The sequence below is a fragment of the Amycolatopsis sp. lyj-23 genome (genome assembly GCF_046549135.1).
Lineage (GTDB): Bacteria > Actinomycetota > Actinomycetes > Mycobacteriales > Pseudonocardiaceae > Amycolatopsis.
Genome location: NZ_JAJPWN010000007.1, coordinates 285,884 through 310,649 on the forward strand (window position 1 = coordinate 285,884; position 24,766 = coordinate 310,649).

16 protein-coding genes are annotated in these 24,766 nt (G+C 72.2%); 3 read left to right on the plus strand and 13 right to left on the minus strand.

What is annotated here, in order from left to right; translation table 11 throughout:
* Nucleotides 1–3: 3 nt before the first annotated feature.
* Entirely contained in the window at nucleotides 4–1,614 is a 1,611-nt protein-coding gene (locus ACLJPY_RS19480; protein WP_410590298.1) for a long-chain fatty acid--CoA ligase, read from the minus strand.
* Between the two features lie 242 nt (nucleotides 1,615–1,856).
* On the opposite strand from ACLJPY_RS19480, the gene ACLJPY_RS19485 reads away from it, so the two are divergent.
* Nucleotides 1,857–6,533, plus strand: a complete 4,677-nt coding sequence (locus tag ACLJPY_RS19485; RefSeq protein WP_410590300.1) for a DUF6531 domain-containing protein — start codon at nucleotides 1,857–1,859, stop codon at nucleotides 6,531–6,533.
* 74 nt (nucleotides 6,534–6,607) lie between these two features.
* Here the strand turns inward: ACLJPY_RS19485 and ACLJPY_RS19490 are convergent, their stop codons facing one another.
* Genes ACLJPY_RS19490 through ACLJPY_RS19530 form a run of 9 tightly spaced genes read right to left on the minus strand, consistent with a single transcriptional unit; the run spans nucleotide 6,608 to nucleotide 17,081 of the window.
* Nucleotides 6,608–7,987, minus strand: coding sequence for a hypothetical protein (locus tag ACLJPY_RS19490; protein ID WP_410590302.1), 1,380 nt, complete (start codon nucleotides 7,985–7,987; stop codon nucleotides 6,608–6,610).
* A 12-nt stretch (nucleotides 7,988–7,999) separates the two neighbouring features.
* A complete protein-coding gene (locus tag ACLJPY_RS19495) occupies nucleotides 8,000–9,883 on the minus strand; it encodes a transporter substrate-binding domain-containing protein (protein WP_410590304.1) in 1,884 nt (627 codons plus the stop codon).
* A gap of 19 nt (nucleotides 9,884–9,902) precedes the next feature.
* Nucleotides 9,903–11,126, minus strand: coding sequence for a 2-hydroxyacyl-CoA dehydratase (locus ACLJPY_RS19500; protein WP_410590306.1), 1,224 nt, complete (start codon nucleotides 11,124–11,126; stop codon nucleotides 9,903–9,905).
* Complete coding sequence (locus ACLJPY_RS19505; protein WP_410590307.1) at nucleotides 11,123–12,142, minus strand: 2-hydroxyacyl-CoA dehydratase; 1,020 nt, start codon at nucleotides 12,140–12,142, stop codon at nucleotides 11,123–11,125. Before ACLJPY_RS19505 ends, ACLJPY_RS19500 begins: the two co-directional genes overlap by 4 nt.
* Nucleotides 12,139–13,377 carry a CaiB/BaiF CoA transferase family protein gene (locus tag ACLJPY_RS19510; protein ID WP_410590309.1) on the minus strand — a complete coding sequence of 413 codons (1,239 nt, stop codon included), beginning with the start codon at nucleotides 13,375–13,377 and terminating at the stop codon, nucleotides 12,139–12,141. Before ACLJPY_RS19510 ends, ACLJPY_RS19505 begins: the two co-directional genes overlap by 4 nt.
* On the minus strand, nucleotides 13,374–14,513 hold the full coding sequence (locus ACLJPY_RS19515) for a CapA family protein (protein WP_410590311.1): 1,140 nt from the start codon (nucleotides 14,511–14,513) through the stop codon (nucleotides 13,374–13,376). Before ACLJPY_RS19515 ends, ACLJPY_RS19510 begins: the two co-directional genes overlap by 4 nt.
* On the minus strand, nucleotides 14,510–15,295 hold the full coding sequence (locus tag ACLJPY_RS19520; protein ID WP_410590312.1) for an amino acid ABC transporter ATP-binding protein: 786 nt from the start codon (nucleotides 15,293–15,295) through the stop codon (nucleotides 14,510–14,512). The genes ACLJPY_RS19515 and ACLJPY_RS19520 overlap by 4 nt, the downstream gene beginning before the upstream one ends.
* The gene (locus ACLJPY_RS19525) at nucleotides 15,292–16,167 is read right to left on the minus strand and encodes an amino acid ABC transporter permease (protein WP_410590313.1); all 876 of its coding nucleotides are present in this window, start codon (nucleotides 16,165–16,167) and stop codon (nucleotides 15,292–15,294) included. Before ACLJPY_RS19525 ends, ACLJPY_RS19520 begins: the two co-directional genes overlap by 4 nt.
* Nucleotides 16,164–17,081 (minus strand): transporter substrate-binding domain-containing protein, encoded by a 918-nt coding sequence (locus tag ACLJPY_RS19530; RefSeq protein ID WP_410590315.1) that lies wholly within the window; start codon nucleotides 17,079–17,081, stop codon nucleotides 16,164–16,166. Before ACLJPY_RS19530 ends, ACLJPY_RS19525 begins: the two co-directional genes overlap by 4 nt.
* Before the next feature lie 201 nt (nucleotides 17,082–17,282).
* Here ACLJPY_RS19530 and ACLJPY_RS19535 point away from each other — a divergent pair, with 201 nt between their 5' ends.
* Entirely contained in the window at nucleotides 17,283–18,263 is a 981-nt protein-coding gene (locus ACLJPY_RS19535; protein WP_410590316.1) for a PaaX family transcriptional regulator C-terminal domain-containing protein, read from the plus strand.
* A gap of 209 nt (nucleotides 18,264–18,472) precedes the next feature.
* Here the strand turns inward: ACLJPY_RS19535 and ACLJPY_RS19540 are convergent, their stop codons facing one another.
* Nucleotides 18,473–19,921 (minus strand): arabinofuranosidase catalytic domain-containing protein, encoded by a 1,449-nt coding sequence (locus ACLJPY_RS19540; protein WP_410590317.1) that lies wholly within the window; start codon nucleotides 19,919–19,921, stop codon nucleotides 18,473–18,475.
* 27 nt (nucleotides 19,922–19,948) lie between these two features.
* A complete protein-coding gene (locus ACLJPY_RS19545; protein ID WP_410590319.1) occupies nucleotides 19,949–22,336 on the minus strand; it encodes a ricin-type beta-trefoil lectin domain protein in 2,388 nt (795 codons plus the stop codon).
* 433 nt (nucleotides 22,337–22,769) lie between these two features.
* On the opposite strand from ACLJPY_RS19545, the gene ACLJPY_RS19550 reads away from it, so the two are divergent.
* Nucleotides 22,770–24,128: a glycoside hydrolase family 6 protein gene (locus ACLJPY_RS19550; RefSeq protein WP_410590589.1), complete on the plus strand. Its 1,359-nt coding sequence runs from the start codon at nucleotides 22,770–22,772 to the stop codon at nucleotides 24,126–24,128.
* Here ACLJPY_RS19550 and ACLJPY_RS19555 read toward each other — a convergent pair.
* On the minus strand, nucleotides 24,116–24,673 hold the full coding sequence (locus ACLJPY_RS19555; RefSeq protein WP_410590321.1) for a hypothetical protein: 558 nt from the start codon (nucleotides 24,671–24,673) through the stop codon (nucleotides 24,116–24,118). The genes ACLJPY_RS19550 and ACLJPY_RS19555 overlap by 13 nt on opposite strands.
* Nucleotides 24,674–24,766: the final 93 nt, after the last annotated feature.

Genomic DNA, 24,766 nt, shown 5'->3' on the forward strand with positions numbered 1-24,766 from the left:
GGGTCAGCCGACCCGCACGGAGTCGCGCAGGGCGGTCTTGGAGATCTTGCCGGTGCCCGTCTTCGGCAAGGCCGTGACGAAGACGATTTCGTCGGGCAGCCACCACTTCGCGACCCTCGGCGTGAGGTGCGCCAGGAGCTCCTCGGCCGTGGTTTCGCGGCCCTCGCGCAGCACCACGTACGCCACCGGGCGCTCCATCCACCGCGGGTCCGGGCGCGCGATCACCGCCGCTTCGAGGACGTCGGGGTGGGCCACGATGGCGCCCTCCAGCTCGACCGAGGAGATCCACTCGCCGCCGGACTTGATCAGGTCTTTCATCCGGTCGACCAGCCGCAGGTAGCCGTCGGCGTCGATGGTGGCCAGGTCGCCGGTGCGCAGCCAGCCGTCGGCGGTGAAGCTGCCGTCGGCGCCCACCCGGTAGTAGCCGCCGGCCACCCAGGGGCCGGCGACCTGCAGCTCGCCGACCGCGTCGCCGTCCCGCGGCAGCTCCCGGCCGGTCTCGACGTCGACGATCCGCACGTTGACCAGGGGCAGCGGCTGGCCCTGCGCGGCCCGGACGGCCACCTGCGCCGCCTCGGAGGTGTCCTGGTGCTGGGTGCGCGTGCCGCCGATGGCCCCGACCGGGCTGACCTCCGTCATCCCCCAGGAGTGCGTGATGGGCACACCGATCGCCGCGCGGTAGGTCTCCGACAACGCCGGCGGGACGGCCGACCCGCCGCCGAGCAGGAACCGGGTGGCGCTCAGGTCGTGGTCGCCGAGCCCGGGCGCCATGCTCGTCCACACCGTCGGGACGGCCCCGGCGACCGTGACGCGTTCGGCGGCCATCAGCCGCAGCAGGTGGTCCGGGTCCGCGGACGGACCGGGCAGCACCAGGGACGCGCCCGTCATCATCGCGCCGTAGGGCAGGCCCCAGGCGTTGGCGTGGAACATCGGCACGATCGGCAGCACCACGTCGCTTTCGCAGAGGCCGACGAGGCCCGCGGCGAGCGTCCCCAGGCAGTGCAGGACCGTCGACCGGTGGCTGTAGAGCACGCCCTTGGGCGGCCCGGTCGTCCCCGAGGTGTAGCAGAGCCCGGACGCGAGGTGCTCGTCCGCGAGCGTGAAGGTGTCCTCGAACGAACCCGCGAACGGCTCGGCCGCGGCGACCAGGTCGTCGTAGTGCCGGACGCGGGGATCCGCCGGGATCGGCTCGCCGCTGTCGTCGGGCAGCACCACCCAGTGCCGCACCCGCGGCAGGCGGTCGGCGCTCGGCCAGATCCGCGGGAGCAGCGCGCGGTCGACGAACACCACGTCGTCCTCGGCGTGCTCGACGATGTACTCGAGGTGCTCCGCCGTCAGCCGGATGTTGATCGGGTGCAGGACCCGCTTGGTGACCGGGACGGCCAGGTACAGCTCGAGGTGGCGCCGGTGGTTGCTCGCGAAGGTCGCGACCCGGGCGCCGGGCGGGACGCCGAGGGCGTCCAGTGCCGTGGCGAGGCGCCGCGTCCCGGTGGCCACCTCGGCGTAGGTGAGCCGCTCGCCGTTGCCCGTGACTTCCTTGTGCGCGTAGAGCCGCTCGGCCCGCTCCAGGATGTGGGCGAGGGTGAGCGGCCGCGGCTGCATCAGCCCGTCCATGGCGCCTCTTCCGGTCGGTGGCTGCTGGTCGCGAGTGACTCTAGGAGCGCACCCCGGCCGGACGAGAGGTGCGAACCGCCCACTCGTCCGCCCCCTTCGGTGGTGATCACCTCCACGCGGGGGCCGTTGCCCGCCCCGGGCACCGATCGGGGAATTTTCGGGCAGCCGCATCGCGGCTTGCCTGCACGGGCAACCGGCGCTGCTAGCTTTGCCTGAACTTTCGGTGAAAAGAAGGTCAATCAATGGCGAACCCGTTGGTGGCGGAGACCAAGGACTCCACGAAGGCGTACTCGGGCATCTCACTGCTGGAGTCGGCGAACGACCTCAAGTCGGCCATCGAGAGCGGCGACTGGGCGTCGGTCGCGATGGGTGCGGTCGGCACGGCCCTGGACGCCCTGTCGATGGCGATGGACCCCTTCGGCGCGATCCTCGCCGCCGGGGTCGGGTGGCTGATCGAGCACGTCGGGCCGTTGAAGGAAGCCCTGAACGGCTTGACGGGCAATGCCGACGAGATCGCGGCGCAGTCGGAGACGTGGAAGAACATCGCCACCGAACTGGGCAGCGTCGGCGAAGACCTCACCGGAATGGTCAAGACCGACGTCTCCACGTGGACCGGCACCGCCGCGGACACCTACCGGCAGCGGGCGCAGGACACCGTGACGCTGCTGGAGACCGCGCAGAAAGGGTGTGAAGGCGCTTCCAGCGGGGTGAAGACCGCCGGTGAGGTCGTCGCCGCGGTGCGGGCGCTGGTGCGCGACATCATCGCCGAGCTCGTCGGGCACCTGATCAGCTGGGCGCTGCAGGTCGTCTTCACCCTCGGCATCGGCATGACCTGGGTGGTGCCGCAGGTGATCGGCGCGGTGGCGAAGACGGCGTCCAAGATCGCCGATCTGGTCAAGCGGCTGGTCACGGCGTTGAAGGCGCTGATCCCGCTGTTGAAGCGGGCCGGGGACCTGTTCGGGGACGCGGCGAAGGCGTTGCGGAAGATCAAGCCGGGCAAGACCGCGCCGCCGCCGAAGCACGCCGACATCAAGAGCGGCCCGAAGGACATCGGCGGTCCGAAGGGCAAGGGCGGTCCGGACGCGCCCCCGGCCAAGACCGATCCCCCGCCGAAGACGGACCCCCCACCCAAGACCGATCCGCCGCCGAAGGGCGACGACAGCACCAGCGCGGCGGGCGCGAAGGCGGATCCGCCGCCCAAGGCCGATCCCCCACCCAAGACGGACCCGCCGCCGAAGAGCGACCCGCCCGCCGACACCCCGCCACCGCCGAAGGGCGACACCCCGTCCGGTGGCACGCCGAAGGGCGGCGCCGACGGCGGCGGCAAGCCGAAGGGCGACCCGAGGGGGGACGGCCCGCGCGAACGCGCGGTGCCGGACGAGAAGAAGGTCTGCGTCTCCGACCCGGTGGACGTGGCCACCGGCGAGGTCGTGCTGAAGCAGGTCGACCTGACCCTGCCCGGCGACGCGGGCGAGCTGGAACTGTCCCGCACACACCTGTCGGCCTACCGCGCCGGCCGCTGGTTCGGCCGCTCCTGGGCGTCCACATTGGACCAGCGGCTGGAGGTCGACCGCGAGCACCTGCGGTTCTTCGCCGAAGACGGCATGGTCCTGGTGTACCCGCAGCCGGACGGCGACCGGCCCGTGCTGCCGCTGGAAGGCCCGCGCCACCCGCTGCGCCGGACCGCCGAGGGCTACCGGCTGTCGACGGGCGCCCGCGAGCTGGTGTTCGCCGACGGCCCGGGCCGCGTGCGGCCGCTGACGGTCATCGAACAGGGCGGCTCCCGCACCACGGTCGAGTACGCCGGAAGCGGCGCCCCGCGGCTGCTGCGCCGGGACGACGGCACCGAGATCAGCGTCGAATCCGGCGGCGGGCGGGTCACCGCGCTCGGCGTGCCCGGCGGCGCGCCGGTCGTCCGGTACGGCTACAACCGGCTCGGCCAGCTGACCCAGGTCGCCGGGTTCGCCGGCCGCCCGGTCACCCTCGACTACGACGTCGACGACCGGATCGTCGGCTGGCAGGACCGCACCGGCACCTGGTACCGGTACGTCTACGACGCCGAGGGCCGCTGCGTCCGCAGCGTCGGCGCCGAGCGCTACCTCAACGGCACGTTCGCCTACGACACCGGGACCCGGACCACCCGGCACACCGACGCGCTCGGCCACACCTGGACGTACCGGATGAACGAAGCCGGCCAGCTCGTCGAGCGGACCGACCCGCTCGGGCACACGCGCCGGTACTCCTGGACCCGCTACGACGACCTGCTGTCGCAGGCCGACGAGCTGGGCCGGATCACCTTCTACGGCTACGAAAACGGCGTGCTGACGACGGTGACGCGGCCGGACGGCTCGGTGGTGCGGCTGGCGCCCACCGCGACCGGTGAAGTGGAGCTGCGCGCCGGTGACGCGCGGGTCGTCACCGCCGCGTCCGACCCGTACGCCGCCCTCCCGGGGGTGTCCACCCGCCTGCGCGTCGACGGTCCGGCGGACGCCCTCGGCGAGGAACCGGTGGTCACGGCGGCGACGCGGCCGGGCGACCGCGATCCGTTCGGGCGGCCCCGCCTGGTGCACACGGCGTCCGGCGGCGCGGCCCGGCTGGGCTGGACGGCCGAAGGGCGGCGCTCCTGGCGGACCGGCCCGCACGGCGAGCGGGAAAGCTGGCGCCACGACGGCGAAGGCCGCGTCGTCGAGCACCGCGACGCCGCCGGCCGGACGACTCGCCGCACGTACGGCCCGTTCGGCCTGCCGATCGAGGAGGTCGACGCGGCCGGTGCGCGCACGGCGTACCGCTACGACGCCGAGCTGAGGCTGGTCGCCGTCACCAACCCGCGCGGCGAGACCTGGCGCTACACCTACGACCCGGCCGGCCGGCTGGTCGAGGAGACCGACTTCGACGGCCGCCGGCTGAGCTACGCCTACGACGAGGCCGGCCAGCTCCGGCGGATGACCAACGGCCTCGGCGAAGTCACCGAGTACGGCTACGACGCGCTCGGGAACGTCGTCGAACGGCGGACGGCGACCGGGGTCACCGGGTACGCCTACGACGAGCTGGGGCAGCTCGAGTACGCCGTCAACAACGAGTCGGTCCTCCAGATCGTGCGGGACGAGCGCGGGCGGGTGCGCGAGGAGACCGTCAACGGCGTCGGCGTGCGGTGGACCTACGACGCCGCGGGTGTCCACCGCACCACGCTGTCCGGTGTGGACAGTGAGTGGCGGTACGAGGGCGAACTCCCGGTGTCGCTTCGCGTCGCGGGCCACGAGATCGCCTTCGAGTACGACGAAGCCGGCCGCGAGACCGCTCGTTCGGTCGACGGCTCGGAGGTCCTGCGCCAGGTCTTCGACGCCGCCGACCGGCTCGGCGAGCAGGCGATCGCCGGCCTGGGCCGGCGGCGCTACTCCTACACACCGGACGGCAGGCTCGCCGCGATCGACGACCCGCGGCCGGTCCGGTTCGGGTTCGACCCGGCGGGCCGGGTCGACCAGGTGCACGCGCCCGACGGCGTCGAACGCTTCAGCTACGACGCGGCGGGCCGCCTCACGCCACCGGCGGGGACGCGGTACGGCGCCGACCCGCAGGGCCGGGTGACCAGCCGCGTGCACACCACTCCCGCCGGGGAGCGGGAGTGGCGGTTCGTCTGGGACGAGCTGGACCGGCTCGTGGCGGTGATCGCCCCGGACGAGTCGTTCTGGACTTACCTCTACGACCCGCTCGGCCGCCGGTTCGCCAAGCGGCGCTGGGAACTCGGCGACGACGGCGCGCCGCGGCAGACCGCCGAGACGTGGTTCGTCTGGAGCGGCGCCGAGCTCGTCGAGGAGATCGAGGTCACCGGCGACGGGTCCTCGCGCGTGCTCACCTGGGAGCGGCACCCCGCCGACGGCCGTCCGGTGGTCCAGGTCGAGCAGCGCGGGTCCGAGGTCCGGTTCCACACGGTGGTGACGTCCCCGGCCGGCACGCCGACCGAACTGCTCGGCGCGGACGGCACGCTCGAGTGGCAGGCGCGCACGAGCTTCTGGGGCGAGCTGCTGCCGTCGACGTCCGGCACCGCGCCGATGCCGCTGGCCTTCCCCGGCCAGTACCGCGACGCCGAAACCGGGCTGCACTACAACGTCTACCGCTACTACGACCCGCGGACGGGCCGGTACCTGAGCCAGGACCCGCTCGGCCTGGCCGCGGCACCCGACCCGGTGGCCTACGTCGAGCAGCCGCACCTGCAGGGCGACCCGCTCGGCCTGGTGCAGAGCCCGTGCGGCAAGACGGGCGGCCCGAAGGCGCCGGACAACCCGGCGGGCGGCGGCGACGCGGGCAAGCTCCCACCGGGGGCGAAGAAGCCGGACGGCCTGGCGGAGTTCCGCGACCCGGACGGCAAGATCCGCCCGCACAACCTGACCGACGAGCAGTACGCCAAGTTCTCGAAGAAGTGGGACGAGATGATGGCGCCGGGCAAGGACAAGTCGTGGTTCTGGTCGGGCGGCCACATCAAGGACGCGCAGGTCGACCCGGTCACCGGCGCCAAGATCTCGGACTCGAAGTACCACGGCTCGATCGAGAACCCGGCGATCGACCTGGCGAAGAAGAACGGCGGCAACACCCTCGAAGGCCTGTTGAAGGACAACGACATCGAGATGCCGAAGTTCTCCGACAACCACCCGAACGGCGAGAAGGTGTGGAAGGACGCGTCGAAGGCACTGGCCCACAACGCGGAAGGCGACGTCCACATCGCCCTGCCGAACACCCCGGGCAAGTCCAGCGGCTGGCCCGGCCGGGGCGACGAGCTGAGCTCCCGCCGCCCCAACAACGTGTTCGACATGGACGAGTTCCCGATCCTCCGCCACAACCCGAAGGTGGACCGGGTCATCGCCCACGACACGAACTACCCGGACGCCCCGCCGGTGGTCATCTGGGACAGCAAGACCCGCTGACCACCCGTGATGCCCCCTCAATCACGCGTGATGCCCGTCCAGACACGCGTGATGCCCCTCCAGACACGCCGGGCTCAGTGCGCGGCCGGGTACATCCGGTTGAAGTGCGGCGGGACGTAGCTCAGGTACCGTCCCGCCACGCCGTCCACCGCCGCGGACAGCGTGTTCATCGTCCGAGGTGCCGTGTCCGGCCAGTGGCCGGTCTGCAGGCGAGTCAGCATGCTGTCCACCGCCGCCTGCTGTTCGCCCGTCGTGTACGTGCAGTGGCCCGCCGTCCGGACGTACGTCTGCCGGAGCAACGACTCGTTGCCCGCCCGGCGCACCAGTGCGCCGTACGACTGCTGCTGCGCGACCGTCGAGATCTGGTCGCCGGTGCCGTTGACCGTCAGCACCGGGATCCGCAGGTCGCCGGTGAAGACGATGCCGCGCTCCAGGTAGCGGACCGCGGCCGGGTCGGCGGAGACGCGGGGTGCCGCGGCCAGCCGGCCGAAGTCCGCGCGCAGGTCGAGCCCCGCGCGCTCGTACAGCCGCCGGACGGCGTTCCGCTGCTCCGGTGCGGCCGACGCGAACTGCCGCGCGTAGTCCACGCCCGTGTTCCACGACGGGTTGCCGCCCGCCAGCTGCTCGATCGTCCGGCGGCTGCTGGCCGCCTGCCCGAGGTACGGCAGCGGCCCGCCCGCCAGCGCGAGGAACATGCCGTGCTCGACGCCGTCGGTGTCGCGGCCGTCCGGCACCGGGGTCGGCGAGCCGTCCGGGGCCAGGCCCCAGCCCGGCAGCTGGCCGATCGCCGCCGCCAGCGCGATGCGCGCCCGGCCCGCCGGCGTCCCCTGGGCCGACGCCACCGCCGACAGCCACTGCTGCTGCGTACCCGGGACGTCGGCGGGGATGCCGGTCACCGGCAGGGCCGAGTCGCGGAACAGCAGCGTCTTCAGCGTGAACACCGTGTCGAGCTTCTGGTTCCACTGCCCCACCGCGCCGCCGAGGCCGCCGCACATCGGGATCGCCGCGGCGAACCGGCCCGGGTACACCTGCGCGACGCCGGCGGCGACCATCCCGCCCATCGAACGGCCTTCGGCGATCGCGTACCGGGCCCGGCCGAACGCGCTTTCGAAGCGGCCGAGCGCTTCGGCCTGGTTGTCGATGGCCCGCGCGATGTTCCAGCTGCTGATCGTGCGCGTGGTCCCGCCCACCGCGTAACCCCGCTCCAGCAGGCTCGCCGTGAGCGGGCTCGCCAGGCCGCCCGCGGCGAAGTCCAGGTCGACCAGCACGGCGCCGTTCCACCGGCCCGGCTTGGCGAAGGTGTACGGCGTGCCGTCGGCCAGCTGACCGCCGGTGCACCGCGCGGTCGCGACCGGGTCCGGGCACGCCGTCCCGGCGTCCGCCGCGCGGGCGGTCGCCGGAAACGCGGCGGCGAGCACCGCGACCGCGGCCAGAAGGGTGATCCTGCTCCCCATGAAACGCTCCTGTCAGAAGTTCTTGCTGGTGACGGTCCAGCCGGGGGTGGCGCAGAGGCCGCAGCCGGTGCCGAGGAAGTAGCCACGCGCGGTGCGGTTGCCGTTGAGCGTGAAGTCGAACCAGGCGACCAGCACCCGGACGGCTTCCTCGCGGACGCTCGGGTCGGGGTTGCCGTCCCGCTGGCCGTAGACGAAGCCGGTGTGGCCCGCGGCCGCGTTGGTCGCGCGGACCGCGGGCACCGTGACGAGGTCGTAGTTCTCCCCGCTGTTGTCGTAGGCGACGTCGTTCGGGCCGCCGTCGGCGAAGAGCACGGGCGTGTGCAGGTTCCGCAGGTTCTCCCGGCCGTAGCCGAGCGTGCCGTCGGCGAAGAAGCCGCTGTCGAGCGACAGCACCGACTTCACCCGCGGGTCCGCGCCGGCGACGAGCGCTTCGAGACCTCCGCACGAGTGGCCGGCGACGCCGATCCGCCGCGGGTCGAGCTTGTTCCGCAGCGCACTCCCCCGGCGGTCGTTCTCCCGCTCGGCCCAGGTGATCGCGTCGGTGATCACCTTCGGTTGCGGGCTGCCGTTCTCGGTCAGCGCGGGCTCGTCGAACCCGCCGACGGCCACGACGACGAACCCGTGCGCGGCGAGCAGCGTTTCGAGGGTCAGCAGCTCGTCGTTGCTGATGTGCCGGCAGGCACCGTTGCCGAACACCACGACCGGCAGGCGGCCGTGCACGGCGTCCAGGTCCGCGGGCCGGTAGACGGTGTACTCGGCGGCGTACTGCCCCGTCTTGGCGGCGGCTTCGCGGACCACGGGGTGGAACACCGTAGACGCGGGCGGCGCGGGCGGCGCGGGCGGCGCGGCCGGAGCCGCGGCGTCCACTTCGGACGGAACGGGGACGACGGCCGCCGTCACCGCGACCAAGGCCGTCGCCACGGCGACGAGAGCCGGTTTCAGGAACGGTTTTCCCATGGGATGTCCTTTCTGGACGGTTGACCGCATCAGCCGCGCGTGGCCGCGTCGAAGACCGGCGCCGGTACCGAAACCTGGTTGAGGCCCCCAGCGGGACATGATGTTCACGTAGGTGCCGTCGCGGAACAGCTCTTCGGACACCGCCTGCAGGACCGGGCCCAGTTTCGACGCCTTGGGCACGTACAACGCGAGGTTGTCCTTCGTCGCCCCCTGCGCTTCGGTCTGGGTGACGTACTTGGTCCCGCCCTGCCGCTGGGTGACGTCGATCGCCGCGGCCTCGGTCATGCCCGCGGCGTCCGCCCGGCCCGAGCGGGTGGCCAGCAGCGTGGCGTCGGTGTCGTCGACCCCGATGGTCTGCGTCGCCGGGCGCTTGTTCTCCGTGCAGAAGCGGGAAAGCTTGTTCAGCTGGTCCTCGACGACGCTGGCGGCCACCACCGCGACGCGTTTGCCGCAGAGGTCCTCGGTCCGGGTGATCCCGGCCGTCGACTCGACGGGGAACAGGTAGGCCGTGCGGGTCGTCATCCAGGTGATCGTGTCGAACTGCCGCTCGCGCTCGGCCGTCGCCTTGACCGGGCCGTTGAACGCGTCGTAGCGGCCGCTCAGCATGCCCTGCAGGGCGGCCGGGAGGCCGGCGACGACGACGGTCTGCGTCCGGACGCCGAGCACCTGCCCGATCGCGGCCTGGAAGTCGGCGTCGATGCCGGTGACCGTCCCGTCGGCGGCGACCGTGCGGTAGGGCGGGTGGGAGTCGCCGGCGAACCGGAGCACCCCGGCGTCCTTGATCGCCTGCGGCAGCGCGTCGTGCAGGGACTGCACCACCGGCAGGTTCGTCCCGGTGGCCAGCGGTGGCGCGCCGGCGCCCACCGTGCAGCCGGTCAGCCCGAGGGCGGCGGTCGCGAGGATCGCACTTCGGCTTCTTCGGCGAAGTGAAGATCGCACAGGAGTCCTTTCCGGACGGTCAGGTCAAGGAATCGAGCCATTCGGTCATCCGCGCGGTCAGGCCGTCGCCGGTGCGGGCGTCGACGTTGTCCGCGTGCAGTTCCAGCACCGGGATCCCGGCGGCACGCAGGGCCCGGGTGGTGAAGTAGCTGCCGCGCGCGTCGTCGGAGACGAGGTGGACGACGCCGTCGACGCCGTGGTGCCGGGCCTCCTTGACGTACCACTCGGCCGACCACGGCGGGGTGTAGAGCTGGTCGCCGAACGCGGCGAAGCGGGCGGCCAGCGCGCGCAGCGGGTCGTCGCCGTAGCGCAGGTAGCCGTCCGCGGCGATCGCGAGGTACATCGACCACACGAACACCGCGCCGTGCGATTCCTGGAACCGGCGGTAGAAGTCGAGGTCGAACCAGAGCCCGCGGCCGACCCACATCAGCCGCAGCCGCTCGTCCGGGCACACCGCGAAACCGGCGTCGACCCGGTCGCGCACCTCGTCGTGGAAGGCCCGCGCGGCGTCCCGCGCCCACTCGGTCCCGCGGTGCCACTGCGGCACCATGACGCTCGGGATCCCGTCGGTGACGGCGATCGGGCACGGCCGGGCGGCGGCGATCAGGTCGCGGGTGCGGCGGTTCCACTCCTGCTGCTCGTTGACCAGGTCCAGCACCTCGCGGAACCGCGTCTCGGAGAACACCCGGCCGGTGGTCTGCTCGAGGAACCGGATCAGCCCGGTCAGCTCCCCGGTCAGCAGGTCGAGCCGGTCGCTCCCGATGGCCTCCTCCCAGCGGCGCGGCATCAGCTCCCACCACCGCTCGGGGACCTCGTTCTCCGCCGCGCTCTCCAGCGGGTAGTAGGTGACGCCGGGCTGGGCGTCCCAGACGTCGAAGATCTTGCGGGCCGCGTCGCCGGTGGTCTCGCCGAGCACGATCGACGGCTTCGGCAGCCCGCCCCACGGCGCCTGCCCGGGATCGTCTTCGAACGCCGACGCCAGCGACGTCGCGCTGTACTGCTCGACGTAGTCCGGGTAGCCCCGCTCGCGCAGCAGACCCAGGTAGCGCTGGGTCTGGCGTTTCGCCGCCACGATCGACGCCCACCACTGGTTGACGACGTACGGGATGTCCATCGCGCGGAAGATCTCCTGCGGCGCGTCCGCGTTGACCAGCGCGAGCGGCCCCCCGGTCGTGCGGATCGCGGCGAACCACTCGCGCTGGTAGGCGGTCGCGGTGGTCGCCGAAGCCAGCGGGGCGGTCATGCCGCGGCTCCCGCCGGGACCAGCGCCGCCAGCGCCTCGGCGGTCAGCTCGCCGTACGGCTGGCGCTCGGCCAGCACCGCCGGCAGCCCGGTCGCGGCCCGCTGCTCGGGGAAGTCCCACGGCGGGGCGTCGTCGTGGACGCGGGCGTAGGACAACAGGACTTCGGCGCCACAGCCGCGGGCGGCCGCGGCGGTGTGCGCCGCACGCTGCCGGATGGACGCGCGGGGCGCGGACGGCCCATTGTGCTGGTAACGCTCGGCCAGCGCGAGCTCCGTCGGCGCCGCGCAGGTGCGGGCGAACAACAGCTCGCCCCAGTCGTGGTCCTCGCCGACGACGAGAAAGCCGTTGCGCTCCAACGTCTCGTACACCTCCGGCGAGTCGTGGGAACTCCCGGTGAGGAACAGCCGCGTCCCGGCCACTTCGGGCCGCTCTTCGGTGAGCAGCCGGTCGACGAGCGTCGTGGCTTCGCCGACCGGCAGCGTGGTGGTCGCGGCGACGACCTCCAGGAACCGGGTGCCGCTCAGCCGGTTCGCCCGGCGCAGCACGGCGAGCCGCGCGAGCGAGCGCCGCAGGTCGTCGTGCGCGGTGATCGCCGCGGCGAGGTCGCCGTCGCCGATGGGCCGCCACCGCCCCAGCCACTCCCGCAGCTGGGCGAGCTTCGCGTGGACGTACCGGGTGGTCGTGTGGTGCGGCAGGTGCAGGACGTCCACCAGCCGCACCGGCGGCAACCCCAGCTCCGGCTCGACCCGGTGCAGCTCGCGCAGCGCGTAGAACAGCCGCAACGACGCTTCGCAGTCGCGGGAAACCACGATGGCTTCGAGCGGCCCGTAGTCCCCGGCGAGGATCCGCGTCAGGATCGACCGGGCGGCCGGGTCGACACCGCGGCCGAGGTAGCGGTCACCCGCGGTGCTGTCTTCCCGCGGCTTCCCGGCCAGCCGCAGGGGCCGCAGGCCCGCCGCGGTGATCAGCTCGACCGGGACGTCCGCGCCGACGTACCCGACGACCGGCGCGCTCAAATCACCGCCTCCGCGACGAGCTCCGCGAGCTGCTGTTCGGTGTAGCCGAGCAGCTCGCGGTAGACGTGCTCGTTGTGCTCCCCCAGCCCGGGCGCCGGGCGGTCGAGGGCGACGCGGGCGGCGGAGAACCGGATCGGCACCCCGGTCCCGGCCAGGTCGGCCACCTCGCCGTGGCGCGGGTGCCGCAGCGGCACGACCTCCTCGCGCGCCAGCACCAGCGGGTCGCGGACGGCCTCGCGGGGCTCGCGGACCTCGGCCGCGGGCACGCCTTCGGCGGTGAACGCGGCGAGGATCTCGGCCAAGGGCCGCTCCCGGCACCACTCGCGGATGAGCCCGTGCAGCTCGTCGGCGGCGCGGACCCGCTGATCGCGCGTGCGGTAGCGGTCGTCTTCGGCCAGTTCCGGACGGCCGATGGCCCGGAGCACGCCGTGGGCGAAGGCGTCGGTCGGCGCGCAGAGCGCGACGTACCCGTCGGCGGCGGGCAGGATCCCGAACGGCGCCAGCCGCGGCACCATCGAGCCGGTGCGCTGCGGCAGGCCGACCGCTTCGAAGGCGTCGAACGGCTCGCACGCGACCAGCGAGGTCAGCGCCCCGAGCATCGACACGTCCACGTGCTGGCCCTCGCCGGTGTGCTCGGCCTGCAGCAGCGCGGACACCGTGCCGACCACGGCGAACAGCGGGGCGAGCAGGTCGCCGATCGGCAGCCCGAAGCGGACCGGGCCCTCGTCGGGCTCGCCCGCGGTCATCATCACGCCGCTCAGCGCCTGGATGATCGAGTCCATCGCCTTGCCGGAGCCCGGCCCGCCCTGGGCACCGAAGCCGCTGATCGAGGTGTAGACGAGCCGCGGGTTGAGCTCCCGGACCCGGTCGTAGGAGATGCCGAGCCGCTCGGTGACGCCCGGGCTGTAGTTCTCGACCAGCACGTCGGCGTCGCGGACGAGATCGGTGAACACCGCGTGCGAGCGCGGGTTCTTCAGGTCGAGGGTGACGCTGAGCTTGTTGCGACCGCGCAGCAGCATCGACACCGAGAGGTCGTCGTCGTGCCGCCGGGCGAGGTTCAGCCCGTCCCGGCCGACGTAGGGGGCGTTGTTGCGTGAGGAATCCCCGCCCGTGGCGGGGTTTTCGACCTTGATCACGGTCGCGCCGAGCCCGGCGAGCAACAGGGTCGCGTACGGCCCGGCGAGCGCGGTGGTCAGGTCGATGACGGTGCGGCCGGCCAGTGGCTGGTCGGTCATGCGGGAACCCCCTCGGTGAGATCGACGAGCACTTCGCGGCCACGGGTGGTGAACCGGCCGTTGAGCCGGGCCCCGCGGGTGATGTGCTCGACGTAGTTCGTGACGGCTTCGCCGCGTCCGGTGCCGCCGACCGGCACCGGACGGCCGCGGTCGTCGATCCAGCACGGGACGAACCCGGCTTCGCGCAGCCCGGACTCGTCGAAGCGGCAGAAGGCGATGGCGGTGTTGCGGCTTTCGGGGTGGAACGGGAAGAACGGCATGTCCGGGTCGGGCGCGAAGCCGTACAGCTTCGTCCGCCGCTCGGCCCACGCGCGCAGCTCGTCCGCGCCGACGCCCGCCCCCGGGGTCAGTGCGTGGGTGACCGTGGCGAAGTTGCCGAGGCCGTGGAAGATCGGCCGTCCCCGGTGGACTTCGATGCCGCGCATGATGTGCGGGTGGTGGGAGAACACGGCGTCGGCGCCGGCGTCGACCGCCGCGCGCGCCACCGGGCCCTCGTACATCGCGACGACCACCGGCGTGTGCCCGACGCCCTTGTGCAGCGAAACGAGCACGACGTCGGCCTCGGCTCGCAGCCGGCGCACGTCCTCGGCCATCGCCTCCAGGCTGTCCGGGTCGGCGAAGGTGTAGATCTTCGGCGGCCCGCCCGGGCTCGCGTGGTCCAGCTCGTAGTGGGTGAGGACGTGGACGTACGCGCAGCCGGGCTTGCGGGAAGTGGCCCACGAGTCGCGCGGGCCGACGCAGTTGTAGGACAGCACGCCGATGCGCAGGCCACCGCGTTCGACGATGGCCGGGCGCCGCGCGTGCGCCAGGTCCGGCCCGGCGCCGGCGGTCGCCAGGCCGGCGGCGCGGGCGTGCGCGATCGTGTCGGCCAGGCCTTCGTCGCCGGCGTCGCAGATGTGGTTGCCGGCCAGCGTGACGGCGGCGAACCCGGCGTCGGCCACCGCTTTCAGCGCGGCCGGGTCGGCCGGTGGTGCCGGGACGTCGGTGCTGCGCTGGACCGTCGTCGTCGAGTGCGGGACTTCGACGTGCCCGATCGCGAGGTCCAGCCCGCGCAGCACCGGCGCGGCCGGGGCGAGGAAGGACTCCGGCTCGGGCTCGTCCAGGATGAGGTCGCCGACGGCGCCGACGGTGATCACGAAACGCCCTCCTTTTCGGACAGATGACGGGACAGGAAGGCCCGCAGCCGGTCGGTCCGGGGCCGGGCGAACAGCTCGTCCGGCGGGCCCTCCTCGACGATCCGGCCCGCCTCCATGAACACGCACCGGTCGGCCGCCTCGCGGGCGAAGGCCATCTCGTGCGTGACGACGACCATCGTGGTCCCCGCCGCGGCGAGGTCCCGGAGCACCGCCAGCACCTCGTCGACCAGCTCCGGGTCGAGGGCGCTGGTGGGTTCGTCGAACAGCATGATCCGCGGCCGCACGAGCACGGCCCGCGCGATGGCGACCCGCTGCTGCTGCCCGCCGGAGAGCTGCCGCGGGTAGTGGTCCTCGCGCCCGGCCAGTCCGATGCGCGCCAGCAGCTCCCGGGCCTCCTGCTCCACGGCGGACCGATCGCGGCCGTGGACGCGGACGGCCGCGTCGGTGACGTTGCGCAGCACGGTGAACTGCGGGAACAGGTTGAACTGCTGGAACACCATGCTCATCCGGCGCCGCTGGGCCGCGATCTTCCGCTCGGTCAGCGCGCGCAGGCCGCCGGGTGTGCGCCGGTGCCCCAGGAGTTCGCCGTCGAGGTACATCGCGCCGCCGTCGAGCGGTTCGAGCTGGTGGGCGCAGCGCACGAGCGTCGACTTGCCGGACCCCGACGGCCCGATCACCACGACCGTCTCGCCTTCGTGCACGTCGAGGCTGACCCCCGCGAGCGCCGCCACCGGCCCGAACTGCTTGCGGACGCCGTCCAGGCGCAGGACCGGCGCGCTCATCGGGCACTCCGGTGGCCGCGGGAGAAGTGCCGTTCCAGCCGGCGCTGCCCGGCGGTGAGCGCGGTGACCACGACGAGGTACCAGAAGCAGGCGACCAGCAGCATCGGCACGATCTCGTAGGTGCGGTTGTAGATGACCTGCACCGAGTGCAGCAGGTCGGACATGGCGATGACCGACACGAGCGCGGTCCCCTTCAGCACGTTGATGAACTGGCTGCCCGCGGGCGGGATGATCACGCGCATGGCCTGCGGCAGCACGATCCGCAGCAGCGTCTGGCCCGGTGGGTAGCCCATCGCGCGGGCGGCGTCGCGCTGGCCGGGGTCGACCGACACGACCCCGGCGCGGAAGATCTCCGCCAGGTAGGCCGATTCGACCAGCGACAGCCCGAGCACCGCGGCCGTCAGCGGCGTGATGACGGTGTTGGCGTCCCACGTCCCGAAGACCGGGCCGAAGGGGATGCCGAGCGAAAGCTTCGGCAGCAGATAGGCGAGGTTGAACCAGAAGATCAGCTGCACCAGCGGCGGGATGCCGCGGAACAGGCCCACCCACAGCGTGGCCACCCACCGGGCGGGCGCGAACCCGCTCAGCTGCATCGCCGCGACCACGCCACCGGCCAGCGACCCGAGCACCATCGCCGCCACCGCGAGCAGCACGGTGGTGCCGAGGCCCGCCAGGACGCTCTTCTCGAACAGGTACTTCGCGACGACGTCCCACTGGAACCGGGAGTTGCCGACGAGGAAGACGACGAGCTGGGCGGTCAGCACGGCCAGCAGCAGCACGAACAGCCAGCGCAGCGGCCGGAAGCGGCCGCGGGCCCCGGCGACGTCGTCCGTGGCCGACGGCGTCTCCTCCACAGTGGACACCGCGGTCATTTCGCGGACGCCGCGTCGAACACCGGCTGCGGGACGGTCACGTCGGCCAGGCCCCACTGGTGCATGATCCGGGTGTAGGTGCCGTTGCGGAACAGCTCCTCGAACGCCTTCTGCAGCACCGGCCCGAGCTTCGCGGCCTTCGGCGTGTACAACGCGAGGTTGTCCTTCGTGGCGCCCTGTTCCTCGGTCTGCGTCACGTATTGGTACTGGCCCTTCTGCTGGGTCGTGACGTCGATCGCGGCGGCCTGGGTCATCCCGGCGGCCTCGGCCCGGCCGGACTTCGCGGCCAGCAGCGTGGCGTTCGTGTCGTCGAGCCCGACCACCTGCACGGCCGGCTTCTGTGAGCGCTCACAGTAAGCGGACAGCTTCGCGAGCTGCTCTTCGACGACACTGGCCGTGACCACCGCGACGCGTTTCCCGCACAGGTCGGCGGCCTGCTTGAGGCCGGCGGCGGCCCCTTCCGGGACCACGTAGGACGTGCGGGTGGTCATCCACGTGACGGTGTCGAACTGCTTCTCGCGTTCCGCGGTGGCCTTGACCGGGCCGTTGAAGGCGTCGTAGCGGCCGCTCAGCATGCCCTGCAGCGCGGCCGGGAGCCCGCTGACGATGGTGGTTTCCGTGCGCACGCCCAGTAGCTGGCCGAGCGCCTGCTGGAAGTCGTGGTCGATGCCGGTGACCGTCTTGCCGTCCGGGCCGACCGTGCGGTACGGCGGGTGCGAGTCCCCGGCGAACCGGAGGACGCCGGCGTCCTTGACCGCCTGCGGCAGCTGGTCGTGCAGCGCCGGGACGGCGGTGAGGGCGGCGGCGGAGGGGGCGGAGGCCGCCCCGTCGTCGACCGTGCACCCGGCCAGGGCGAGGCCCGTGGCGGCCACGGCGAGCGCGCTTCGACGCCATTGACGAAGTGAGGAACCCATGTCGTTTTCTTCCTGCGGAGGCCGCCCGGGAGGAGCGGCGAGGAAACCTGGGAGAACGATTGGTTGCTATCTGGGCGCCGATCGTCGCATGATGTGTCGCGTGATTCAACCCCTCGGTTCGAGCGGCCGGACGGAACTGCCACCATGGACCTCCGCGGCGGACCGCCCGCCGGAACCGACCCCGGAAGAGGCAGGAGCGCGATGACGACGGGCCCGCTGCCCCGCGACCGGCAGGGAGCCGAGCCGCAGCTGCTGCTCACCTCGCTGCTCGGCGACTTCTGGTACTGGCGCGACGAGCACATCCCCTCGGCCGCGCTGGTCGAGCTGCTCGGCGAGTTCGACATCAGCCCGGCGAGCGCCCGGGCGGCGATCCGACGGCTCGCCGGCCGCGGCTTGCTGACCGTCTCGCGCAGCGGCCGGACCACGGCGTACGGCATCCCGGCCCGGACGTCGGAGGTGATCATCGAGCGGACCCACCGGATGCTGACCTTCGGCACGACCGCCCCGGACTGGGACGGGCAGTGGACGGTGGTGACCTTCTCGGTGCCGGAGCAGGACCGCGGACTGCGCACGGCGCTGCGGTCGCGGCTGCGGGTCCTGCGGTTCGCCGCGCTCTACGACGGCGTCTGGGTCAGCCCGCACGACCTCGCCGAGCCGGCCCTGGCCGCCCTGCGCGAGCTCGGCCTGGGCAGCGCGACGGTGTTCCGCGCGACCGAGGTACCCGGTTCGGCCGCGGCGGCCACGGCCTTCGACCTCGACCCGCTGGCCCGGGAGTACGAACAGTTCGTCGAGCGCTACGAAGAGGTGCTGACCGGCTTGGACGCGGGCCTGATCAGCCCGGCGCAGGCGTTGCGCACCCGCACCGAGCTGCGCGTGGACTGGCGCCGCTTCCCGGAGACCGACCCGGACCTGCCCGCCGAGCTCCTGCCGGCCGGCTGGGCGCGCGACCGGGCCCAGAAGGTGTTCCTCCAGATCTACGACCGGCTCGGCCCGCTGGCCGAGCTCCGGTTCCGCCAGGTGCTGGCGGACACCGACCCGGCACTGGCGGACCTCGCCGACCACCACGACTCGGCCAAGGTGGCGGCGCTGTTCGCCGCACTGGGCGACCGCCACCCGGCGGGCGACACGCCGTTCGAGCAGGCGGCCGAAGCCCGGCGTCTGGACGAAGCCCGCCGGCGGTGAGCGGCACGTCCCGGGCGGTGCCGCGCTCTCAGCGAGGTGGCAGCGACACCCGGCGTGTCCCGCCGCGGGCACGGGCCATCACAGAAGCCACGGCGGGCACGCCGCTCGAACAGGTGGCCCAAGCCGAGCGCCTGGACTGAAGCCCGCCGCCTGGCCCGCTTCGCCGCCCGACACGTCAGGACGGCGAAGCGGCCAGGCTGCCTACGGGGTCAGCCCAGCGTCCACTGCTGGTTGCTGCCGCCGTTGCAGGTCCACAGCTCGACCGGGGCGCCTTCGGCGGTGGACGCGCCCGTCACGTCCAGGCACAGTCCGGATTGGACACCCGTCACCGTGCCGTTCGCGTTGACCGTCCACTGCTGGTTGCCCTGCCCGTTGCACGACCAGGTCACCACCTTGGTACCCGCGCTCGTGCCCTGGCCGGAGGCGTCCAGGCAGAGCGTCGCCCCGCCGAGCGTGGCCGTCAGCCTGCCGTCCGACGTGCGCGTCCACGTCTGGTTCGGCTGGCCGGTGCAGCCGGCGATCTGCAGCTGCGTCCCCTGGGTGGAGTTCGGGGCGGACAGGCACTTGCCGGCGCCGACCGCGTGCACCGGGCCCGTTCCCGTGGTGCTGCCGCCGGTGCCGTACCCGGCCGCGACGACGTTGGCCTGGACGGCGTTCTCGGTGGCGTCGGACGGATAGCCCGACGTCATGACGCCTTCGTAGAACGTGCCGGCGGACCCGATGCTGTTGTCGCCGCCGGTGCCGAGGATGATGGCGCCCTCCTTGCGCATCGGGTTGTAGCCGGAGACGTTGGGCCGCACGCCGTCGTAGAAGGTGGACACGCCGCCGGACTGGGCGTTGCCGCCGCGGATGGCCCACCGGTTCTGGCCGCCCTTGATGATCGCGGTCAGGTAGCGGTGGCTGATGCTCGGGTCGTTGGCGTTGTAGTGCTGGTTGACCCCGGAGAACAGGCCGTTCTCCAGGTCCGCCATGATCCACGGGCCGTTCCCGGCGCCGTAGCCCCAGACCTTGATGTTGCCGAAGTAGATGGCTTCCATCGTGCCGTTGCCGTTGTCCCGGCTGTTGCGCTCGGCGTTGCCGTAGTCGAAGCAGCAGCCGCCGTTGTAGTGCGTGCCGTCGAAGATCGCGTACATGCCCTCCGGCTGGTCACCGGTGGCGATCCCGTTGGTGTTGTTGTTGCGGTAGCCGGTTCCCGGAGCGACGTAGACGCCGTAGGCCTTCTGCCCGCCGACGGTCGTCGGGGCCGCCGTCGCACTGGCCAGGTTGTCGTACCCGCCGGGCGCCGGGCCGGAGAAGCCGCCCGGCGGGGCCTGGGTCAGGTGGTTGCCGCGGCCGGACTGGTCGTAGATGACGGTGATCAGGCACGTCGTCCCGGCGCAGAACGAATCCTGGGCCGCCGCGTTCGCGACCCCGCCCGCGCTCAGGACACCGATGTCCCGCGTCGTGCTGTCCGACGCCCGCCGCACCTGGTAGAGCGAGCCGTTGTACGCGCCGTACAACGCCCGGGTCGTCGAATGCGCGGCGACGCACGGCGTGCCGCCCGCCGCGTAGATGTCACACGGTCCTTCGGTGGCGGCCTGCGACGGCGTGGCCGTGCCGGCCACCGCACCCGCCGCGATCGCCACGGCCGGCCACAACCGGCTCCAGCGTGCTCTCATCGGTGAACTCCTTCGTCCGGGGTGCCGCTAGCTCCGTGTCCACTTCTGCGCATCGCCGCCGGTGCAGGTCTGCAGCGTCACCGGCGTGCTGTTCCCGGTGCCGTTGCCGGCCGGGGTGAGGCACAGCCCGGATTGGACACCGGTGATCGTCCCGTCGGCGGCGGCGTTCCACTGCTGGTTGGTCCCGCCGGTGCAGTCCCAGATGATCGCCCGGGTACCGGCGGTCGTGCCCGCGCCTTCGGCGTCGAGGCACTTGCTGCCGTACACCTGCAGCTGCTTGCCGGAGGTGAGCGTCCACTGCTGGTTGCTGCCGCCGTTGCAGTCCCACAGCGTCACCTGCGTGCCGTTGGTCTGGGACACGTTCGGGACGTCGAGGCAGCGGCCGGCCGCGGTGTTGCGCAGGACGGAGGTCGACCCGCCGCCCGAGCCGGCGACGGCGAGGTTGTCGAACTGCGCGGTCTCCCCGATCGACGTGCCGATCCCGACCTGACCGGCCGGGAAGGTGCTGTCGCTGACCGTGCCGATCGCGGTGCCGTCGACGGAGGCGGTGATGGTGCTGCCCGAGAAGCCCAGGGACAGCTTGTGCCAGCTGCCGGTGCCGAGCGCGGTGGTCGTGCCGCTGCGCAGCGTCGTGACCTGCTGGCTGGTGTTGTTGCGCAGGATCGACCAGGCCCCGGTGTCACTCACCCGCAGGTAGTAGGCGTTCACCGCGCCCTGGTTGCCGGTGTCCTGGGAGCCGACGCGGCCGAGCAGTTCGACGTACCCGGCCTTCTCCAGCAGCACGTCCGAGCTCAGCGTGTAGTTGCTCCAGGCCACGTTGCCCAGCAACGCGTAGGGATCGGTCGTCTTCTTCCAGGGGATGGCCTTCTGCGGGGCCGCCTGGCGCACGCAGGTGCCCGCGCGGCCGGCGCCGCAGGCGGCGGTCTCGAACGCACCTTCCATGTCCATCAGGTACTTGGCTTCCTTGCCCTTCGCGTACCCGTCGAAGTCGTCGCTGTAGGGCAGGTTCAGTGAGCCTTGCGGCGGGCCGGCCGCGGTGCCCTTGCCCTGCCCGGTGGTGGTCGTGAGGGTGTAGAGGTAGCCGGGCTGGACGGTCAGGGAGAACGCTCCGCCGGCCGGGGTGACGTCGGTGCTGTGCACGAAGTGGTCCGCCGGGTTGTTCGAGTTCAGGTTGGTCGCCCAGACGTGCACCTGGCCGGTGGACAGGCCGCCGGTGACGTTGAGGTTCAGCGTCTGCGCCGAGGTCGCGTCCATCGTCTCGATGACCGTGCTGTAGTCGGTGTTGTTGGTCGACTTCAGCGAGACGTAGCTGCCGTTCGCGCGGTTCCCGCCGAGGTAGCCGCTGGAGGCGTCGAGGTACTTCCAGCCGGGCGCGGTGAACTGCGTCGTGTGCGCGAGCGCCCAGGTGTCCTTGCCGACCGCGTAGTAGCCCGACCACGGCTGGTTGGCGAGCATCAGCCCCACGGTCGGCCACGGGATGTTCGGCGTGACGGCGGCGATCAGGTCCCAGTTGAGGTAGGCGGTCATCTTGGCGTCGAGGTACACCCGGTTGATGCCGCGGGCCAGCGGCTTGGCGCCGTCGTTGTAGTCCTGGGAGCCGTTTTCGCTCGACCACAACGTCTTCCCGGTGTTCGTGACGTTGGCCGGGACGCTGCAGGACGTCTGCGCGCTGAGGTAGCCGCAGGTGTAGTGGGCGCTGAGGACGTCGGTCGCGTTGCGGTAGGCGGTGTTCGTGGAGATCGCGCTCGCCGGGCCCCAGTCGCCCGGCCACGAGTCACCGGAGATGATCTTGATGGCGCTGTACCCGTTGGCGTTGAGCGCGTTCCGCAGCGTGACGGTCCAGTCGGCGCTCCACTGCTTTTCGTTCTGGACGCTCGTCAGGTAGTCGATGGTCAGCCCGTGCTGCTTGGCGCACCCCAGCCACGACAGGTAGTAGTCGGTGAGGTCGTTGGAGAAGAACGTGCCGTTGCCGATCCAGCCCGGTGCGCCCCACGGCAAGCCGACGAGCTTGATGCCGGGGTTGCGCGCCTTCGCCTGTTCCATGATCCACCACTCGTACCCGCGGTTGCAGTCGAGGTCGCCGCGGAAGTGGGCGTGGCTCGGCTCGGCACCGCTGGTGGAGTTGGTGTCGCCGCCCATTTCCACCTTGAGGATCTGCAGGGCGGCGCCGTAGCCGGGCTTGAAGAGGTAGTCGAGGATCTGGCCGCGCTGCGGCTCCGGGTAGTCGATCAGCAGGCGGCTGTTGCCACCGCCGCCGCTGACGGCACCGACGCCGTCGAACGTGCGCCCGCCCGAACCGCCGTTGATCGTGATCGAGGTGGCGGCCTGGGCCGGCGTCGCGGCGACGGTGACACCGGCCGCCGCCAAGACGACCGCGGCCACCGCCGCCAACGCGGCTCTCGCACTCCGGAGCATGCTGGTCCTCACTTCCGACGAAGGCGGCCCCCCGCGAAAGTCTCGGGATGACCGGCGAAACGATCGGTCGCTCAGCGAAGAGGGAAACAGCCTGGGAGAACCCATCTTCGTCGATGGCGAACACACCGGGCGTTAACGCTAACAGTCCGGCCGCCACCGAACAACTGCCGGCTCCGCGGTGCGGCGCAGTTTACGAAACTCCCCGCTCCTCGTTTCACGGAAGGACAATCGTCGCAGTTCAGCGGCCTTCTCCGGTTGCCCAGCGGCGTCGGCGGCAAATGTAATTTTCTCGGCTCCGGGCGAAAACCCGGCCGCCACCCCTTTCCCGAGCCGCCGTCCCGGGCTACAGTCTCCGATTGCTGGGAGCGCTCCCAGAACCGCCGTTTCCGGCGCCACCACCGTTCAAAGGAGAAGGTGCATGCGAAGCAGGACAGTGGCAGCCGGTGGACTGGCCGCGGTGGCCGCGACCGGCCTCGTCGCCGCGACCACGTGGGCCGGCGCGCAGGCCGCCGACTCGGCGTACTACGTCGACCCGGGCACCAACGCCGCCAAGTGGGTCGCGGCGAACCCCGGCGACTCGCGCGCGGCGGTCATCCGGGACCGCATCGCCTCGGTGCCGCAGGCGAGGTGGTTCACCACCACGAACACGTCCACGGTCCGCGGTGAGGTGGACGCCTACACCGGTGCGGCGGCCGCCGCGGGGAAGATCCCGATCCTGGTCGTCTACGACATCCCCAACCGCGACTGCGGCGGCGCGAGCAGCGGCGGCGCCCCGTCCCAAGACGCCTACCGGGCCTGGATCGACCAGGTGGCGGCCGGCCTCGCGGGACGTCCCGCGGCCATCATCCTCGAGCCCGACGTGCTCCCGCAGATGACGAACTGCCAGAGCAGCGACCAGCAGCGCCAGACGACAGCATCGATCGCGTACGCGGGCAAGAAGCTCAAGGCCGGCTCGTCGCAGGCGAAGGTGTACTTCGACATCGGGCACTCCGCCTGGCTTTCGGCGAGCGAGGCCGCCTCGCGGCTGCGCGCCGCCGACATCTCCAACAGCGCCGACGGCATCTCCACCAACGTGTCCAACTACCGCTCGACCGCGGACGAGGTCGCCTACGACAACGCCATCCTCAACCAGCTCGGCGACTCGCGGCTGAAGGCTGTGGTCGACACCAGCCGCAACGGCAACGGGCCGCAGGGCAGCGAGTGGTGCGACCCCGCCGGCCGGGCGATCGGCATCCCGAGCACCAACCAGACCGGCGACAGCCAGATCGAAGCGTTCCTCTGGATCAAGCCGCCGGGCGAGGCGGACGGCTGCATCGCCACGGCCGGCCAGTTCGTGCCGCAGCGGGCCTACGACCTCGCCATCGCGGCGGGTCCGGTCCAGACGACCACGCCGACGACACCGACGACCCCCACCACCCCGACGACGCCGACCACCCCCACGACGCCGACTTCCCCGACCACCACGACCCCGCAGCCGACCGGCGGCTGCAAGGTGACCCACCGGGTGGTCAGCAGCTGGCCGACCGGGTACACCGGCGAGATCGTCATCGAGAACGACGGTGCCGCCCTCAGCAGCTGGACGCTGACGTTCTCCGCACCCGGCGTGACCGTCACCCAGGGCTGGAACGGGACCTGGAGCGACACCGGCGACGTCGTCAAGGTGGACAGCGCGTCGTGGAACGGCAACCTGGGCACGGGTGGGACCACCACGCTCGGCTACAACGCCACCTACAACGGCAGCACGCCGCCGCCGTTCCTGCAGCCGGCGGTCAACGGGACCTACTGCTCCTGAGCGCGGCGGCGGCCCAGCCGCAGCGCGGAGACGAGGAAGAAGATCCCGCCCAGCGTGGCGTAACCGGCGAGCGACCGCAGCGACGCACCGTCCATTGTGGCCTGGATGACGAAGGAAGCACCGGCCACCACGGAGATCGCACCGCTGAGGATCATCGGCCACTGGCCGCCCATGCCGCGCCGGGCGACCCCGACGGCGAGCTGGGCGAGGCCGGCCACGATCGCCCAGGTGCCCCACACGCGCAGGACGCCGGGGATCCCGGACGAGGCGGCCACCGCCAGCCCGGCGGCGGCGAGCAGGCTGATCGCGACGTTCGCGTATAGCGCCGCGATCGGCCTGCCCGTCTTCGACGAACGCGCGTCGAGCACGGCGGCGACCACGTCGAACAGCGGGTACAGCACCAGCAGCGCGATGCTGACCGGGCCGAGGCTCGACGCCGTGGCGACCAGGAATCCCGCCCAGACCAGGGCAAACCCGAACCTGACGAAGTAGAGCCGCCGCAGGGTCTGCGCGACGCCGGCGGCCGGAGTGGTGTTCGTGGTCATGAGTGCTCCCGGTAGATAGAACGATCTGTCTCGTGCCGCCGACTATGGCAGTGTGACGCCGTCGCCGTCAAGACCGACCGTTCTATCTGCTAG

Bases quoted from the DNA above. Each gene is read 5' to 3' on its own strand.
- ACLJPY_RS19480 (WP_410590298.1), bottom strand. From the start codon at position 1,614: ATGGACGGGCTGATGCAGCCGCGGCCGCTCACCCTCGCCCACATCCTG.
- ACLJPY_RS19485 (WP_410590300.1), top strand. From the start codon at position 1,857: ATGGCGAACCCGTTGGTGGCGGAGACCAAGGACTCCACGAAGGCGTAC.
- ACLJPY_RS19490 (WP_410590302.1), bottom strand. From the start codon at position 7,987: ATGGGGAGCAGGATCACCCTTCTGGCCGCGGTCGCGGTGCTCGCCGCC.
- ACLJPY_RS19500 (WP_410590306.1), bottom strand. From the start codon at position 11,126: ATGACCGCCCCGCTGGCTTCGGCGACCACCGCGACCGCCTACCAGCGC.
- ACLJPY_RS19510 (WP_410590309.1), bottom strand. From the start codon at position 13,377: ATGACCGACCAGCCACTGGCCGGCCGCACCGTCATCGACCTGACCACC.
- ACLJPY_RS19520 (WP_410590312.1), bottom strand. From the start codon at position 15,295: ATGAGCGCGCCGGTCCTGCGCCTGGACGGCGTCCGCAAGCAGTTCGGG.
- ACLJPY_RS19525 (WP_410590313.1), bottom strand. From the start codon at position 16,167: ATGACCGCGGTGTCCACTGTGGAGGAGACGCCGTCGGCCACGGACGAC.
- ACLJPY_RS19530 (WP_410590315.1), bottom strand. From the start codon at position 17,081: ATGGGTTCCTCACTTCGTCAATGGCGTCGAAGCGCGCTCGCCGTGGCC.
- ACLJPY_RS19535 (WP_410590316.1), top strand. From the start codon at position 17,283: ATGACGACGGGCCCGCTGCCCCGCGACCGGCAGGGAGCCGAGCCGCAG.
- ACLJPY_RS19540 (WP_410590317.1), bottom strand. From the start codon at position 19,921: ATGAGAGCACGCTGGAGCCGGTTGTGGCCGGCCGTGGCGATCGCGGCG.
- ACLJPY_RS19545 (WP_410590319.1), bottom strand. From the start codon at position 22,336: ATGCTCCGGAGTGCGAGAGCCGCGTTGGCGGCGGTGGCCGCGGTCGTC.
- ACLJPY_RS19555 (WP_410590321.1), bottom strand. From the start codon at position 24,673: ATGACCACGAACACCACTCCGGCCGCCGGCGTCGCGCAGACCCTGCGG.